General features: G+C 45.3%; 14 protein-coding genes. 5 read left to right on the forward strand and 9 right to left on the reverse strand.

Annotated elements, in window-relative coordinates:
- Positions 1-57 precede the first annotated feature (57 nt).
- Positions 58-576: a YcxB family protein gene (locus QMA01_RS14430; protein ID WP_290215307.1), complete on the reverse strand. Its 519-nt coding sequence runs from the start codon at positions 574-576 to the stop codon at positions 58-60.
- 230 nt (positions 577-806) lie between these two features.
- On the opposite strand from QMA01_RS14430, the gene QMA01_RS14435 reads away from it, so the two are divergent.
- Together QMA01_RS14435 and QMA01_RS14440 are read left to right on the forward strand one after the other, a co-directional pair.
- Positions 807-1,316, forward strand: a complete 510-nt coding sequence (locus QMA01_RS14435) for a glycine/sarcosine/betaine reductase selenoprotein B family protein (protein WP_290215308.1) — start codon at positions 807-809, stop codon at positions 1,314-1,316.
- A 15-nt stretch (positions 1,317-1,331) separates the two neighbouring features.
- Entirely contained in the window at positions 1,332-1,571 is a 240-nt protein-coding gene (locus QMA01_RS14440) for a hypothetical protein (RefSeq protein WP_191716268.1), read from the forward strand.
- 223 nt (positions 1,572-1,794) lie between these two features.
- Here the strand turns inward: QMA01_RS14440 and QMA01_RS14445 are convergent, their stop codons facing one another.
- A complete protein-coding gene (locus tag QMA01_RS14445) occupies positions 1,795-3,327 on the reverse strand; it encodes a glycine betaine uptake BCCT transporter (RefSeq protein ID WP_191716269.1) in 1,533 nt (510 codons plus the stop codon).
- A 220-nt stretch (positions 3,328-3,547) separates the two neighbouring features.
- Entirely contained in the window at positions 3,548-3,748 is a 201-nt protein-coding gene (locus QMA01_RS14450) for a hypothetical protein (protein WP_191716271.1), read from the reverse strand.
- A gap of 126 nt (positions 3,749-3,874) precedes the next feature.
- Between QMA01_RS14450 and QMA01_RS14455 the strand changes: the two genes are divergently transcribed.
- Positions 3,875-5,179, forward strand: coding sequence for an acetamidase/formamidase family protein (locus QMA01_RS14455; RefSeq protein ID WP_290185553.1), 1,305 nt, complete (start codon positions 3,875-3,877; stop codon positions 5,177-5,179).
- 73 nt (positions 5,180-5,252) lie between these two features.
- Here QMA01_RS14455 and QMA01_RS14460 read toward each other — a convergent pair whose 3' ends face one another.
- Positions 5,253-6,227 carry an alpha/beta hydrolase gene (locus QMA01_RS14460; RefSeq protein WP_290215309.1) on the reverse strand — a complete coding sequence of 325 codons (975 nt, stop codon included), beginning with the start codon at positions 6,225-6,227 and terminating at the stop codon, positions 5,253-5,255.
- 38 nt (positions 6,228-6,265) lie between these two features.
- Complete coding sequence (gene nadX, locus QMA01_RS14465; RefSeq protein WP_290215310.1) at positions 6,266-7,045, reverse strand: aspartate dehydrogenase; 780 nt, start codon at positions 7,043-7,045, stop codon at positions 6,266-6,268.
- 415 nt (positions 7,046-7,460) lie between these two features.
- Here nadX and QMA01_RS14470 point away from each other — a divergent pair, with 415 nt between their 5' ends.
- Positions 7,461-8,336, forward strand: coding sequence for a YitT family protein (locus QMA01_RS14470; RefSeq protein ID WP_290215311.1), 876 nt, complete (start codon positions 7,461-7,463; stop codon positions 8,334-8,336).
- Between the two features lie 73 nt (positions 8,337-8,409).
- On the opposite strand, the gene QMA01_RS14475 is transcribed toward QMA01_RS14470, so the two are convergent.
- Positions 8,410-9,219, reverse strand: a complete 810-nt coding sequence (locus tag QMA01_RS14475; protein WP_290215312.1) for a tryptophan-rich sensory protein — start codon at positions 9,217-9,219, stop codon at positions 8,410-8,412.
- Between the two features lie 506 nt (positions 9,220-9,725).
- On the opposite strand from QMA01_RS14475, the gene QMA01_RS14480 reads away from it, so the two are divergent.
- Positions 9,726-10,547, forward strand: coding sequence for a CPBP family intramembrane glutamic endopeptidase (locus QMA01_RS14480; RefSeq protein ID WP_290215313.1), 822 nt, complete (start codon positions 9,726-9,728; stop codon positions 10,545-10,547).
- 643 nt (positions 10,548-11,190) lie between these two features.
- Here the strand turns inward: QMA01_RS14480 and QMA01_RS14485 are convergent.
- From QMA01_RS14485 to QMA01_RS14495, 3 genes are all read right to left on the reverse strand, one after another.
- Positions 11,191-11,859, reverse strand: coding sequence for a DUF1643 domain-containing protein (locus QMA01_RS14485; protein WP_290215314.1), 669 nt, complete (start codon positions 11,857-11,859; stop codon positions 11,191-11,193).
- A gap of 292 nt (positions 11,860-12,151) precedes the next feature.
- The gene (locus tag QMA01_RS14490) at positions 12,152-12,661 is read right to left on the reverse strand and encodes a YfiT family bacillithiol transferase (protein WP_290215315.1); all 510 of its coding nucleotides are present in this window, start codon (positions 12,659-12,661) and stop codon (positions 12,152-12,154) included.
- Positions 12,662-12,856: 195 nt separating this feature from the next.
- Complete coding sequence (locus QMA01_RS14495; protein ID WP_290215316.1) at positions 12,857-14,092, reverse strand: DUF1572 domain-containing protein; 1,236 nt, start codon at positions 14,090-14,092, stop codon at positions 12,857-12,859.
- Positions 14,093-14,105: the final 13 nt, after the last annotated feature.

Below are 14,105 nucleotides of genomic sequence, written 5' to 3' on the forward strand. Positions count from 1 at the left end.
TTGTTGGAGGAGCTGCTACTGTATCGATACATGACATTTAGTGGATGAGTATAGGACTTACACTTTTTTAGTAATCTTGCTATGCAATAATCTTCTGACGCCATCAACATCATCCATCTTATTTTTAGATACAATATAAGCAGACATTCCACTATTGAATAAATAAAAGTTGGATGGGTCTTCGCCTATTTTTTCGATTCCTGACCAAGACTGCATTTTTTCACCTGTAGAACTGATTTCCCGAAGGCCCTCTTCGGTAAAAATCATTGTATGGTCTCCCAATATCCCTTCACCTTTCCCTTCTCGAACCATCTTCCGGGCATTGCGCCGGATCAGGCGATAGAAATAAGCAGGATAAAAAACAGTCCATAAAACCCCAAGAATAAAGAACGGAATCATTAAAAAGAGAACCGGCATATCCAATACAAAAGACAAAAAAACGGCCATCACCAAATACATGATCGGTACTGTTATTCGTTGAATCATCAACGATTTCTTCACTGTCTCTGAATTCTTTGCATAGTAGTCGTTAAATTGCAGATATGCCTCTTCGGATATATTGTAGTTGAACTCCACCTGTGCGGCTCCCTTCCAGTTTTCAGATCTGCTTCCAAGCCTTCACCTCAACACCAGCTGACTCGTTTACACAGTCTAATAGTAACATAGCAGGAAATAATTCCTAACACATTTCCAGTTACTTTTTTATGTTATTTCCACGCAATAAAATCACAAAAATCTTAAAGGAATTTCCGAGAAGCCAGCGAATACTATCCAGTAAACGAATGGAACTGGAGGAATGGCTGATCATGAAAATGAAGACACAAGTCAAATCGAAGCTGTCACGGACATTTTCAAGTAATTTCACGAAGGCCTACCAGAAGTTCACCATGAACCATATGAAAGAAAACAAAAGTCTGCCCGAAGCCTTTTTGCAAAAGCCGTTGTCTCAGTGTAAAGTGGCACTTGTTTCGACTGCTGGCGTCCACTTGAAATCGGACGAACCGTTTGATGTGGACAACCCGGCTGGAGACCCTTCGTTTCGGCTCATCCCCAAAGACGTCACCGAACAGGAACTGACAGTGACGCATATCTATATCGATACAAAGTTCGCCAAAACCGATCCGTCCATCGTGTTTCCGCTCCAGCAGCTGAAAAAAGCAGCGGCGGATGGAAAGATTGGCGTGGCTTCCAATGTGAACATTGGATTGAACGGCGGCATTCTGGATACGGCCATAGCCGAAAAAGATTTCATTCCAAAAGTGGTCGAACTGTTCAATAACGAAGGCATTGATGCAGCGCTTCTGGTGCCTGGCTGAGGATCTTGCCATAACGTGCTTGGGCTGTATGCCCGGGCTTTAGAAGTTTCACATATTCCAACAGCGATGGTCACCTTGTTCCCGGAAATCACGGACAAAGTCGGAGCTCCGCGCACGCTCCATGTTCCCTTTAAAATGGGCCGTCCATGCGGCGAGCCTTTCGACTTTGAGACAAGAAAAAAAGTGGTGGATCAATTGCTGGAATTGTTGACTCTGCCTCCAGGTACAAGAGCCATCTATCAGGACAAATCATAAAGAAAAGGAGATGCAGTTCCAGTTGATGAACTTCGTCTCCTCTTCCAAATACGTTTCAACAAAAAAGGCGATACCCACAACTCGTTAAGTCGTTGGTATCCCCTTTTTTATGATTCAATTTTCACCAATGAAAGAGTAATAAGCAGGAAGAGAGACAACAGACCAAATGTTCAGCTCGTCAACGTGTCTTTTGGGAAATCGTACACTGCAAACTCCTTCTTTCTTATCGAACTTTTACTTCTTTTTTGGATTCTTTCTTTTTCAACTGGCCAATGCCCATTTCTCTCGCTTCCAGGTTGACTGCTTTGATCAGACTGAAAGTCATCAAAACAATAACCATGGAGAATGGGAAAGCCACGATAATCATCGTATTCTGCAATGCCTGCAGCCCTCCCGAATAGAGAAGGACAAGCGCTGTAGTAGAAAGGAAAAAGCCCCAAATCAATTTGATTCGTACGCTCGGGAAAAGTGATCCATTCGACGTCATCATTCCCAGAACATAAGTGCCTGAATCGGCAGATGTGACGAAGAAAGTGATGATGATCAGAATGGTCAAAATCGACAACGCTAAACTGAATGGATACTGCTCCAGCAAACCGAAGAGCGAAGCTTCAGTCGGTAATGAGGAAAGAGCCACAGCACCCGTATTTTCTCCTGAAATTGCTGCTGTCCCAAATGTCGAGAACCAAATAAACCCGATAAGCGAAGGAATCAACAAGACGTAAACGACAAATTCCCGGATGGTTCTGCCTCTTGAAACCCGGGCAATGAAAATACCGACAAACGGTGACCAGGCAATCCACCAAGACCAATAGAAGATGGTCCAGCCATTGATCCACTCGCGGCCTTCTTCATTGAACGGAGCCAAGCGGAAACTCATATTGACGAATGTCTGGACATACGCACCAAGCGTGTCTGTGAATAAATTCATAATTAATAAAGTCGGCCCAAAAATCAATACAAAAACAAACAGGACAGCCGTCAATCCCATATTGGCGTTGCTTAGAATCTTGATTCCTTTGCTCAGACCGGTTGATGCTGAAACCAAAAACAAAACCGTCAGCACAAGTACGATGACAAGCTGCATCAAGAAACTTGCTGGAATGCCAAACAAGTAGGTCAAGCCCCCGTTGATTTGCGCGGTACCGAAGCCAAGGGTAGTCGCTACCCCAATTACGGTTGACACCACAGCGATGACATCGATCGCTTTTCCGACGAATCCGTCAACACGATCGCCTAATAGCGGGCGCAATGTCTTGCTGATTAAACCGAGTTCGCCTTTTCTGAACGTAAAGTAAGCGACAGTCAGTCCGACAATCCCATAAATCGCCCACGCGTGGATGCCCCAATGGAAAAACGTGTACCGCATGGCGTCTTTTGCGGCTTCTTCAGTTCCTGTGATTCCGGTTGGTGAACTGATGGCAAAATGGCTGAGTGGTTCAGCTGTTCCGTAAAAAATCAATCCAATGCCGACACCGGCGCTAAAAATCATTGCGACCCAAGTTGGGCGTGAAAACTCAGGCTTTTCATCTTGTTTTCCAAGTCTGATCCGGCCAACCGGGCTGAATAAGAAATAAGCACAAACTGCTACAAAAAACGTGACAACCAATAAATAATACCAGCCAAAATGCGTCGTGATAAACGCCTGCATATTGCCTGTTACTTTTTCCAGTGTATCCGGCATGGTGATACCGAACAAAACAAGCACCAACATGATAGCCACTGAACTAAAAAATACTCCTGAAACTTTTTTCATCTTAGTGTATAGCTCCCGTCTTAAATTATTAGCGGCGGGTTTACTTCCATTGGACAACATATGTATACATGCAAAAACCAATATAACTCTTATTTTTTTTGAAGAAGCAATCGTATTTAACCCTTGTAAACCGTTTCGGCCAGCTAACGGACCGGACAGTTTTCCACTTAACTAGATGTTCCTAACGCCTGTTAAATCGGTCTATCTTCCTGCTTTTTCATCACGGAAGCGAACGGCATTTGTCAGCCAAAACCACTCTTCCCGTGATCTTTCCCATGTTTTTGTAACGAGCCATCAGACCATTATACATGATTTCCGCCTCACTTTCACCCCCACCCACTAGATGTAGATTAATCCACGCTAACCACAGACCTGAAATTCCAAAGAAACAAGCTAAACACAGTACGAATATTTTCATCATTAGGCAGCACCTCCTTTATAGCTCTTTTCAGAAAACGGTACATGCCGAAGCTGAAAACTATTAAAGATGTTTTCCACATACTATAATTCAAGTAGTCAGACAATTTAAGGAAAGAGGAGGATTTTTGTGAATAAAACAGCGGTTGAGACATTATTCGTGAATCATTTTGTAGATGGCATTCTGGATCCCGGAAAAGAAATGCTGGGACCAGTAAAAGACGGCGGAACGATCATCGCCAATACGGCGCCGGGCTGTTGGGGACCGATGATTACGCCAAGCATTAAAGGCGGCCACGAAGTGACCAAGCCCGTCTACGTAGAAGGGGCTGAACCCGGAGATGCCATTGCCATCCGGATTCAATCCATTACCGTAACTTCACAAGCCACGGCTTCCGGCAACGACCAAATGATCGAAGACCGTGCAGACGGCGATGGCTACGTAGCAGCCAAGTGTCCGGAATGCGGCACAAAAAATCCCGAAACAGTCATCAAAGGCATCGGCATGGAAGCCATACGCTGTGCTAACTGCGGAGCGGATGCGACTCCTTTTGTCTTCACCAATGGCTATACCATCTTTTTCGGTGAAAAAGGCGATGTCGGCTTGACCTTGCCTCAGGAAGCTGCCGAAACCATTGCGAAAGCTGGACGGACGTTCATGAAAACACCCGAAGCTTCCGTCCAGAACCCAGTGGTGACGTTCGCACCGCACGACTTAGTCGGCACGATGGCACGCATGCGGCCATTTCTTGGCCAATTAGGGACCACACCATCACGCCCGACCCCCGATTCCCACAACGCCGGCGATTTCGGTTCTTTTCTGGTAGGTGCTGCACATGATTACAAGAGCACACAGGAAGAGTTGGAAACCCACCGGACAGATGGCCATCTGGACGTCAACCGGGTGCGTGCCGGCGCTGTATTGATTTGTCCAGTGAAAGTTCCCGGCGGCGGTGTTTACCTCGGCGATATGCACGCCATGCAAGGTGACGGTGAAATCGCTGGCCACACTGCAGACGTTTCGGGCATCGCCCACCTCCAGGTTCATGTGCTGAAAGGCTTGAACATAAAAGGACCGATCTTGCTGCCGAACGTGGAAGACTTGCCTTACACGGCGAAACCCTTCACCGCAGAGGAAAAACATTCCGCACAGCAGATTGCAGACACCTGGAACGTCACTAAAATTGAAGAATCCTATCCGGTGTCTTTTATCGGATCCGGGCCGAACTTGAACGATGCTACGGAAAACGGACTCCAGCGAGCTGCGGATTTCTTCGGCGTCACTGTTCCTGAAATCATGAACCGCTCAACCATCACCGGCGCCATCGAAATCGGCCGCCATCCGGGCGTCGTCACTGTAACCTTCCTGGCTCCCGAAAAATACCTCAGCAAAACCGATTTGCTGGAGCTGGTAAAAACCCAATACGGACAATAGAAACAACCGCCATTCCGGAAAAGGAATGGCGGTTTATTTTTATTATAAGATAGCCACAATCTCCCCTAGTTGATTAACGTTGAGGCGCAAAGTAATGTACAGCCGCATACTTGAAAGATTCCATCAAAAAGTCCCTTGCCGCCTTGCTGATGTCTGCTTTTGGACTGATGATGTCAAAGCCATGGTAAGCGCCTTTGTACATCCTGAAGTCGACAGGAACACCGGCAGCTTTCAAATCAGTGACATACTGGATCGTCTCATCACGGAACGGCTCGATGTCTCCGACAAACGTGACAGCTGGCGGCAAGTTACGGTAATCCGCTGCACGGCCAGGAGCGGCATAGATGGGCACATCTTTGTTGAACAATTCACCAAGATACAATTTCCAGCCCCACCGGTTCGTGTCTGAATTCCACACATAGGCGTTGTTGTCCCGTGCGGATTCCGACAGCATCCGGTCATCGAGCATCGGATAAAGCGGCATCTGGAATGCCAGATTTGCAGTTCCTCTATCACGCGCAAGCAATGCCAGTGCAACCGTCAATCCACCACCCGCACTTTCGCCTCCCGCCATCAGCTGATCGTCGCGAATTCCCAGTTCTTTTGCATGGGCTTTCATCCATAACAGGACTTTGTAACAATCATCCAGCGCTGCCGGATAAGGCGCGTCGATCGACAGCCGGTAATCCGGTGCCACAATGACACAATCGCTTGTGTCGATCAAACGCTTGTACAAGTCGTCGCTCATCTCCGGAACTCCTTGCGCGTAACCGCCGCCGTGAATCCATAAGACTCCGGGTATATTCTTCACCCGACGGAGCGGTTTATAGATTCGTATACGAATAGAAGAACCATCTCCACGGCTCACCCACTCTTCGCTGCACGCCAAGCCTTCCTTGTCTCTCCCTTTAAACCGTTTGTCCATCTGTTTTTTCGAATTGTGCATCGACTGGATAAACGCCTTTTCCGACGATTTCGTTACCAACTTATCCAGCAGCATCCCTTTGAACCTCAATTGCTTATTGACCATTTTGCGCGTTGCCTTCACACTGTCTCCCCCCTTTAAGCTCTACATGAAATAAAAACTCAGTTTCCAATTTTCAACGCGGAATCTTTATTCTGCAGAACGGCCAGAATGCTCAATGCCGCGAGAAGACTCGTTTTCGGATTGCTAGGCATCGGAGTGTTTTCGACTTGCAGCTGCATCTTCCCGAATTCACCTTCCGCTTCGATGGTGTGGGTGTTTTGTTCAATGGACGGGTCGACGACGATGCGGACTTTTGTCTTGTCGACACCAATTCCAGCAATCGCAAGCACCAGTGCCACATTGACGTTCTTCGGAAATTTCCCGACGGCTTCGTATGCAGAACCTTCGAATATCACTTTTTCTACATCTGCTTCCATGCCAAGCGAGGCGGGTGATTTTCTGGTTGTGATTCGGACCCGCTCCAAGCCACCAGCCGCTTTCGCCGATTGCAGGACGTCCAGCCCACCGATAGCACCGGACGGCAGATAGATATACGTACCCGAAGACTCCGCCAGACTTTTCAATTCTTCAAAAAAAGCAGCTTCTTTAAACACCCCGATGCTGCTGACCACGAGGTCTTTCTTTTGAGCCACCACGTCTTTCAAGTAGAGGCTGGCCGCTTCCACAGTAGCTGCTTCCACTACGATATCAAGCGGCAATTTCAAGAATGCTTGAAGATCTGTATAGAAATCGACTTGAAACTGTTCACTCAACCGATGGCCTGCTTCTTCGTTGCGCCCGAAAACTGCGGTTATTCTTCCGTTCGCCAGCCCGTTATGGTTCACTTGTTCCAATAAATACGTAGCAATATTGCCGGTTCCGATGATTCCGATGTTCATGGTTAGCCCTCCTTGCATAGTTGGATAGAAGTGGATTGGTGATTTCATATGCCAGACCAGACCTTTGGCATTCTTCCTTCAACCGAAGAATATATCTGTGGCGTTTCGTACTTTGCTTGTTGTAAGACTCGGAGTAGCCGCATTTCTTGCAGCACCGCTTCCTCTAACTTCGACAACAGCATCATATTCTCCTATCTGAAAAGGGTTTTATGCATCGGTTATGGATTATAAAGAGGCTTTTTTCCTGTATCGTTAAGAATTATTCATTCTATATAGAAGCGGCCATTTTTAAGAATCTATTCAGATTGTATTGATGATCTTCAAATTCCCCCTACTAAAATAACAAAAAAAGGGTTATATTTAATAGTTAGAGTGAAAAAATGCCATTATGAAATTGACAGAGAAGAGGAATAGCATGACTGCACCAGAAACAAAACGAAAAGCAAACAAAGCGAAATTAATGTTACGGGCGCTGCCCATTATCATCGGTGCGTTCATCACCGCATACGGCCTTGAAGCTGTCTTGATTCCGAACAATGTGTCAGACGGAGGGATCACAGGCCTCAGCATCGTCGGCTCTCAATTATTCGGCTTGCCGCTTGGCTTGCTGATTGCTGTCCTGAACATCCCATTCGTTTATTTAGGCTATAAGCAGATTGGAAAAAGCTTTGCCATCTACTCCATCATCGGCATCGCTTCCCTCGCCTATGCAACAACGGTTATGCACCATATCCCGACCATAGTCGAAGGCGATACTTTATTGGTCACTGTCATCGGCGGGATCATCATTGGTTTCGGCATGGGTCTAGCCTTGCGGAACGGTGGTGCGCTCGACGGCATCGACATGCTGGCCGTGCTGCTTTCACGCAAATTGCCATTCGGAACGAGTGATATGATCTTATTCCTGAATGTATTCGTCTTTATCGTTGTTTCCTTTGTCTTCGGCCTGAAAGGCGCTTTCCTTTCCGGAATCGCTTATTTCATCGCCTCCAAAGTGATCCAGCTGGTCGAAGAAGGATTCAGTGGCTCCAAAACGTATAAAATCATCTCGCAGGAACCGGAGTTGCTTGTCCAGACCATCTATGACCGACTTGGCCGCAATGCCACCTACAACATCGTCAACGGCGCTTACACGAACGAGCAATACAAAGAAATCACCTGCATCATTAACCGGCTCGAAGACAGCAAAATGAAAGAAATCATCTACGAAATCGATAAGAACGCATTCGTTGCCGTTTACGACGTAGCTGAAGTTCGAGGCGGAAGTTTCAAAAAACGGGATATTCATTAATTGGCCAGAATTAAAAAACAGACACAAAACTCTTTAAAAGAGCTTTTGTGTCTGTTTTATTTGGAGAATTTTCTTATTCTGAATGTCTCAAGAAAAGAGAATTCCCGTTCTTAATAAATCTCCACACCGCCGCAATCAAGAAGATCACGATGCCGGCAATCAGAACCCCTTGAATGGCCGTCGATAACTCCGGATTGACCCGTCCGCTTGCATACGAACCGTAAATCCCGAAGAACGCCCATGCCAAAGGCAGCGGGTAGGCGGCATTTTTATACTTCGTCAAATAAATGAGGACAAACGCGATGGCTACCCCCAATATGATCAGCGTCCACACCGAATAGGAAATGCCGAAACCGTTCCATTCCAGCTGCACCAAAAGCAGCGAGACATTGACGACGGTCGCGATGGTCACCCATGCACAGTAGAACGTGAAGCTGAGCCCTGCCAGCGTCGATGGAACTTCAAAGCGATGCGTATAGATTTTCCCGATGATGAGGAGCAACGAGAACAACATGCCGATTATTAAAATCGTGGAAATGCCCAATCGTTCATAAGAGAATGCAACGATCCAGCCCATGTTGCACAGCGAAAGCACGATAAACCATGGCGAGATCAACAAGACCAGCTTGCTGACTTTCGCATCTTTCCGTTTGATAAACAAATAGACCAGCGTAATCAGCACCAGACTATAGATGACGCCCCAAATCGAAAACGTAAAAGGCGCTGGGGAAATCAGCGTCAGGTATTGGTCGGAGATGTCTCCTTGGCTCTGGCCGTTGAAAAATCCAGAAGATCCGAGGTAATTGACAACGAGCGTCAAAAAATAAAAAAACAGATTTACTAGGGCAAAGATTGTTGTTTTTTTCACCGTACTTTCATTCATCGCAACTCATCCTTTCAGTAGCTATTTTTTCTATTGCTCCGTGAACACCGCTTAACACGGCCGACTCCAGGCAGCATAAAATAATTCCTATATAAACCTTCTACATTACCTCTTCCCTAATTGGCTCGGCCGCAAAACTGTTCTCCGCAAAAGAAATGAAGATCTGCCCGAAAATTCTTTGGAAGGTCTTAATTATCGCGTCCTTCTTTACTTTTTTTAGACCCGAATATCTTGATCTGGACAACTTCCACCCCATCTTTAGGCCCTGTTCAAAGTTCTTCAGAAGAAGTGTATTTAATTTAGGGTCTACCAATATAAAAGCCTCATTTCTTCACGCATCCAATGACGTGTAAACATTTTTAAAAATCCAAAGTCATGCTATTATTAAATCAAAATATTATCCACACTGCACATTAATGATAAGAGAGTATCATTTTCCTTTTATTAGTCTCATCCTTTTAATGATGTCTGTCTGCTGCAATCTGAAGCGAAAGGCGGCGAGGAGAATGTTTGAGGAAAAACGGTCCCGGTTTGTATACGGTTGGATGGCGGGCGCATTCATTGTAGCGATGTTCATCTTGCTGCAGGCCACACAAAACGTGCTTCTCATCGGCATCGCGATGCAGCTGGTTTTCTATGTTGTCTTGCCGGTGTCGTTTCTAAGCTACCATTTTAAGACGCGCGGTGTAAAACTGCACCAAGTCATTTTCTTCCGCGGCACCATGCGCTGGCTGCTGCCGATTTTCGGGCTCACCGCGCTGGTGCTGGCATTTTCCATGAGCGTCTACTGGCTGCAGTTGAGGGCGTTCATCTCCATCGCTCCCACTGCGGTCCATTTCGCGCTGACGCCGCAGCCATTCCCCGACGCTTTATGGTACTTGATCACGACCAGCTTCATCTTGTCGATCATCGCGCCGATTGCAGAAGAGTTCGTATTCCGGGGACTGATCCTGAACCGATTGATGGCGGTATTCGGCTTTTGGAGCGGACTCGGTTTGTCGAGTCTGATTTTCGGCCTGTTCCACGTCAACTTTTTCGGTGCCTTCTTGTTTGCAGTAGTAGCGTCACTTCTGTATCTGAAGACCGGCAATCTGCTCGTGCCGATTTTGCTGCACATCGCCAACAACTTAATCGCCGTTTACCAAAGCTTCATCAACCCATTTTTTCCGCAATGGCTCATGGTGTCGAACATCAACGACCTGTATTCAAAAAGTGTGCCGAACCTTGTGGTGTTGATTGCGAGTCTGGTATTGCTGCTGTTGATCATTGCATGGCTTGCAAGAGGGTTAGAGAATAAGATAAAAGAAACTCGTGTTTTTTGGAATTGAATTTCTAAGGCAATTCGCGACGTGTCCACCTGAAGAAGGGCACGTTTTAGAACCACTTCAGACATCAGAGAACCGCATATAAAATGGGATTGCTCGTTATACTTCCGGTAATCTTCCATTTCGTCACTGTGTACCAGAGAATTCCCCTGCAGTTCAGACGGAGGAATAAAAGAAAAAAAAGTAACCGCCCACTTCCCTGCTAGGAAAGTAGGAGGTTACTCTTAAGTAATCAAATCTCCTTGTGCCGGCATATAAGTACCTACTATAACTCTTCCCCAACTGTATCTTTGATCAGCTCTTCGCCCTAATTATGGCTTGTAAGACTCTCAATGATTTCATTGAGTGACTTACGTTTTTTCAATGGCTTAATCATGATTGTCCCATCATCCAATACGGAAATATCTACTATTGTATCGACTTCTATTATAGTTTTATCGATGATGGACGCATTGAATCAAACCCCCAGATTATTCCCCCATTTCTTGACAATGGCTTGTTGATGATCAACGACTTTTGCCATGGTTTCCACCTTCCTTCACACTCTTATTTTTTCATCCCTAAAAAGTTTAAATAATGTTCATACATCTTAAAAGCTTTTTTTCGAGCTGTTTCTAACTTATATACCCCTTTTAAAAGTCCTTTTCTAAACCACTTCTGCCGTTCTTTTCAGCTGCGCTTCCATATCATCCAGCCACTTAATGCATTTGTTCTGCAGCCACGGGAATGGATGATAGTACAGCGGATGCGTTTTATAGGACAGACCCTTGATGTCTTCAAGCTCCATCAAAATCGTATAAGCATTTTCCGCAGCAGGAATAATCGACGCTTTGGTGCCCCATCCCGCGATAACCGTTTCTGCCCGCTCCATGCAATCCAATAGTTCAACGTACCGATCCATTGAAAAGATCGTATGACGGCTATCACCACATTGTTTCATGAATTTCTGGCTTTCTTTGTGCTCGTCAAATTTCCCCGTTCTCAGATCAGTAAGGTTGATGACTTGGACTGAATTCCAGTTCATCCGTTCCATCAGGCGCATCAGCTGGTACAGCGTATTATCAGGAGTTGCGGGCATAAGCGGCAATTCCGCAACCTCACCCGAAAGCAAAGGAATCGAGTCTTCTCCATCCAACGGAAGACATTTTCCGGGATTCAAGAGCACAAATAACGCATCGACCTCTTCGCTTTCTGTGCCTATTCGGCTGATGGCAGCGAGACTTCGGCAAATCTGAATTTTCCCGTGCGTCTGCAGTTTGTAGAAAGCAGCTTCTGTACAAAAAAGATTTTCCAGTTCCTTACCTGATTGAAACATATTATTCCCCCTCCAAATTTTTGCTGTCTTTATTGAAGAGGCATCCGTTGAATGAGCGGCAAAGGAACCCGCCATTCCATTGTTAACTGATTCCACCTTAACAAAAGGGAACGTATGTTTGCAACTAATAGTTTAATTGTTCAGAAAATATTTTAGCGGCTATTATTCTGCTTCCCAAGGAGCGATTTAAAGGGTGAAGAAAATACATAAAGTAGCCTTTTATTTCGCCATAGAAAAAGCACCCCAAAAGTCAGCGATAAAAATCTGACTTCAAAGGTGCGTTCGTGACAATCTAGTTTGCCAATGCAATCTTGATGTGTTCCAAATGATGTTCTTCGTGCCAGCACAGTTTCGCCAGTTTTGTGGCAACGCTGATTTCGCCGTTTGTTTCATGGGTAAAGACGCGGTCCAGTTGCTCGTCGGCGACATGCTGACCCAGTGCGACGATTCGTTCGTTCAACCCTTCCAATATGCGGATCGAACTTTCCACCGGCAAGCTGTTGTCCGGAAGTTCCGCCCATTTTTCCTGATCGAAAGCAGGAACCGTTGGATTGTCATCCGTCAACGCCAGTTTCAGGCGCTGATACATATTTAGTTGCGAATCCGCAATGTGATGCACAAGCTGACGCACTGTCCAGCTGCCTTCTCTGTACTTCTTGCCCAATTGCTCTTCGTCCAATGAGTCGACGGCTTCTCTCAACCGTGTTGTGTATGTTCCGATTTTTCCGAGCCATTCCTGGATATGTTCAGCTTTCACGTTGTCCGGAACCTGTAATTGTCCAATAGGAAATTTTACATCCATTTTCACAACCTCTTTTCCTTGTCCGTATTTGTGTACCAGTGTATTAACGCTCAATATACCAATGGGACCGAAGTTTGTAAACCGGAAGGCTGCCCGGTCCCTTACTGTTTATCAATGAACTTAGGCAAGTGATGGCCTATATTTTGAATTGTGTTTTGCACAGCGCGTGATTTTTCTAGTTCAAGCTCCAAAACTTTACTTCGGCACATACGCATATACTTTGCCTTCATCGGCCATCTCCACTAATATCTCTGAAGGAATTTCTTGAGCAGTGCTTTTTTGCTGACTGATTCTCGCTGGAACGAGTTCTTTTAAGCTTTCCAAATCCCGGTATTTCAAAGCTTTTATGCCTAAGTTGATCTTTACTTTGTAATTCTCTTCGATACTTCTGACTTTGTCTTCAATGGTACTGATAATTGAATTGTTCTCAACAATCAAATCAGCCAAGGTTTGAGATTTCACATTCACTTCCTCGTAATTTCTTATGGTACTGAGGTACGGTTCATAACATTCTTCAATGAACCTCACATTTAATCGAACCAGTTCTTGTTTCTTTTCAAACTGTTCAATGAGGTTTTCATAGTCTTTTTTCACTGGGGCTTCACCCCATTTGCGAATGTTTTCATATTCCTTTAATCCTTCAATACGCGCGCCGATCGCTTTAAGGTCTTTCATTAGAACTTTCAAATCCTGTAGCGTGTCTGCGTAAAACCCTTCTATTTGATGGTCTTCCACTCCGCCAAGGGTAATCCCGTTTCTTCGGTAACGCTCTATTACTTCTTTAAAATAGCCAAATTTCGATTCGATTTTTCCAGCAAAATCATTCTCTCTGTTTTGAACAAGGACAGCTAATTTCCTTTCCATACTTTTTAAGGAACTTTGGATTTCAACCAATTGTTGTTGTCCGACAACAGCTGTTAATAGGCCGTAACTCGCATGTACCACTAATCCTGGATTGATTTTTCTCACCAGTACCCCTTGCTTATAAATCCCTTTCACACCTTCTTTATTTACCGCAGGAAGATAGCCTTTGCCATTTGCCTTTTCAATCAGCGTCATGCTTTTATCCTTCAAACCTTTTACAACTTCAGGGCTAAATTCCACCTTATACGTTTTGTAATCTTCGATAATCATCGATCCAGCTGCAAGGGTTTGTTGGATATCCATCTTCAACACTGACGGAATTTCAATTTTTTTGTAGTTGGTTTTTACGGTTTCTTTATTTTGAACTTCTGTAACTTGTGGCAGGAACGGTTCATTTGCATCTTCTTCCACATCCGGTTTCTCATTGTCGTTTGGCGCGCTACTTTCCTGAGGCAATGTTTGTTCAGCATCTGGAATTGTCCTGTTTTTTCTGCGGAAATAAATAACAACAACAAACATCACCAATAAAGTCGCTAAGACGGCTGTTAGTAAAAAGATGTTTTCCATATCTTATCCCTCA

Origin of the sequence: Planococcus notacanthi (assembly GCF_030407825.1) — a bacterium.
Classification (GTDB): Bacteria; Bacillota; Bacilli; order Bacillales_A; family Planococcaceae; genus Planococcus; species Planococcus notacanthi.

Coding starts and splice junctions, on each gene's coding strand:
- QMA01_RS14435 (WP_290215308.1), top strand. CDS start 807: ATGAAAATGAAGACACAAGTCAAATCGAAGCTGTCACGGACATTTTCA.
- QMA01_RS14445 (WP_191716269.1), bottom strand. CDS start 3,327: ATGAAAAAAGTTTCAGGAGTATTTTTTAGTTCAGTGGCTATCATGTTG.
- QMA01_RS14450 (WP_191716271.1), bottom strand. CDS start 3,748: ATGATGAAAATATTCGTACTGTGTTTAGCTTGTTTCTTTGGAATTTCA.
- nadX (WP_290215310.1), bottom strand. CDS start 7,045: ATGAACATCGGAATCATCGGAACCGGCAATATTGCTACGTATTTATTG.
- QMA01_RS14470 (WP_290215311.1), top strand. CDS start 7,461: ATGACTGCACCAGAAACAAAACGAAAAGCAAACAAAGCGAAATTAATG.
- QMA01_RS14475 (WP_290215312.1), bottom strand. CDS start 9,219: ATGAATGAAAGTACGGTGAAAAAAACAACAATCTTTGCCCTAGTAAAT.
- QMA01_RS14480 (WP_290215313.1), top strand. CDS start 9,726: ATGTTTGAGGAAAAACGGTCCCGGTTTGTATACGGTTGGATGGCGGGC.
- QMA01_RS14485 (WP_290215314.1), bottom strand. CDS start 11,859: ATGTTTCAATCAGGTAAGGAACTGGAAAATCTTTTTTGTACAGAAGCT.
- QMA01_RS14490 (WP_290215315.1), bottom strand. CDS start 12,661: ATGGATGTAAAATTTCCTATTGGACAATTACAGGTTCCGGACAACGTG.
- QMA01_RS14495 (WP_290215316.1), bottom strand. CDS start 14,092: ATGGAAAACATCTTTTTACTAACAGCCGTCTTAGCGACTTTATTGGTG.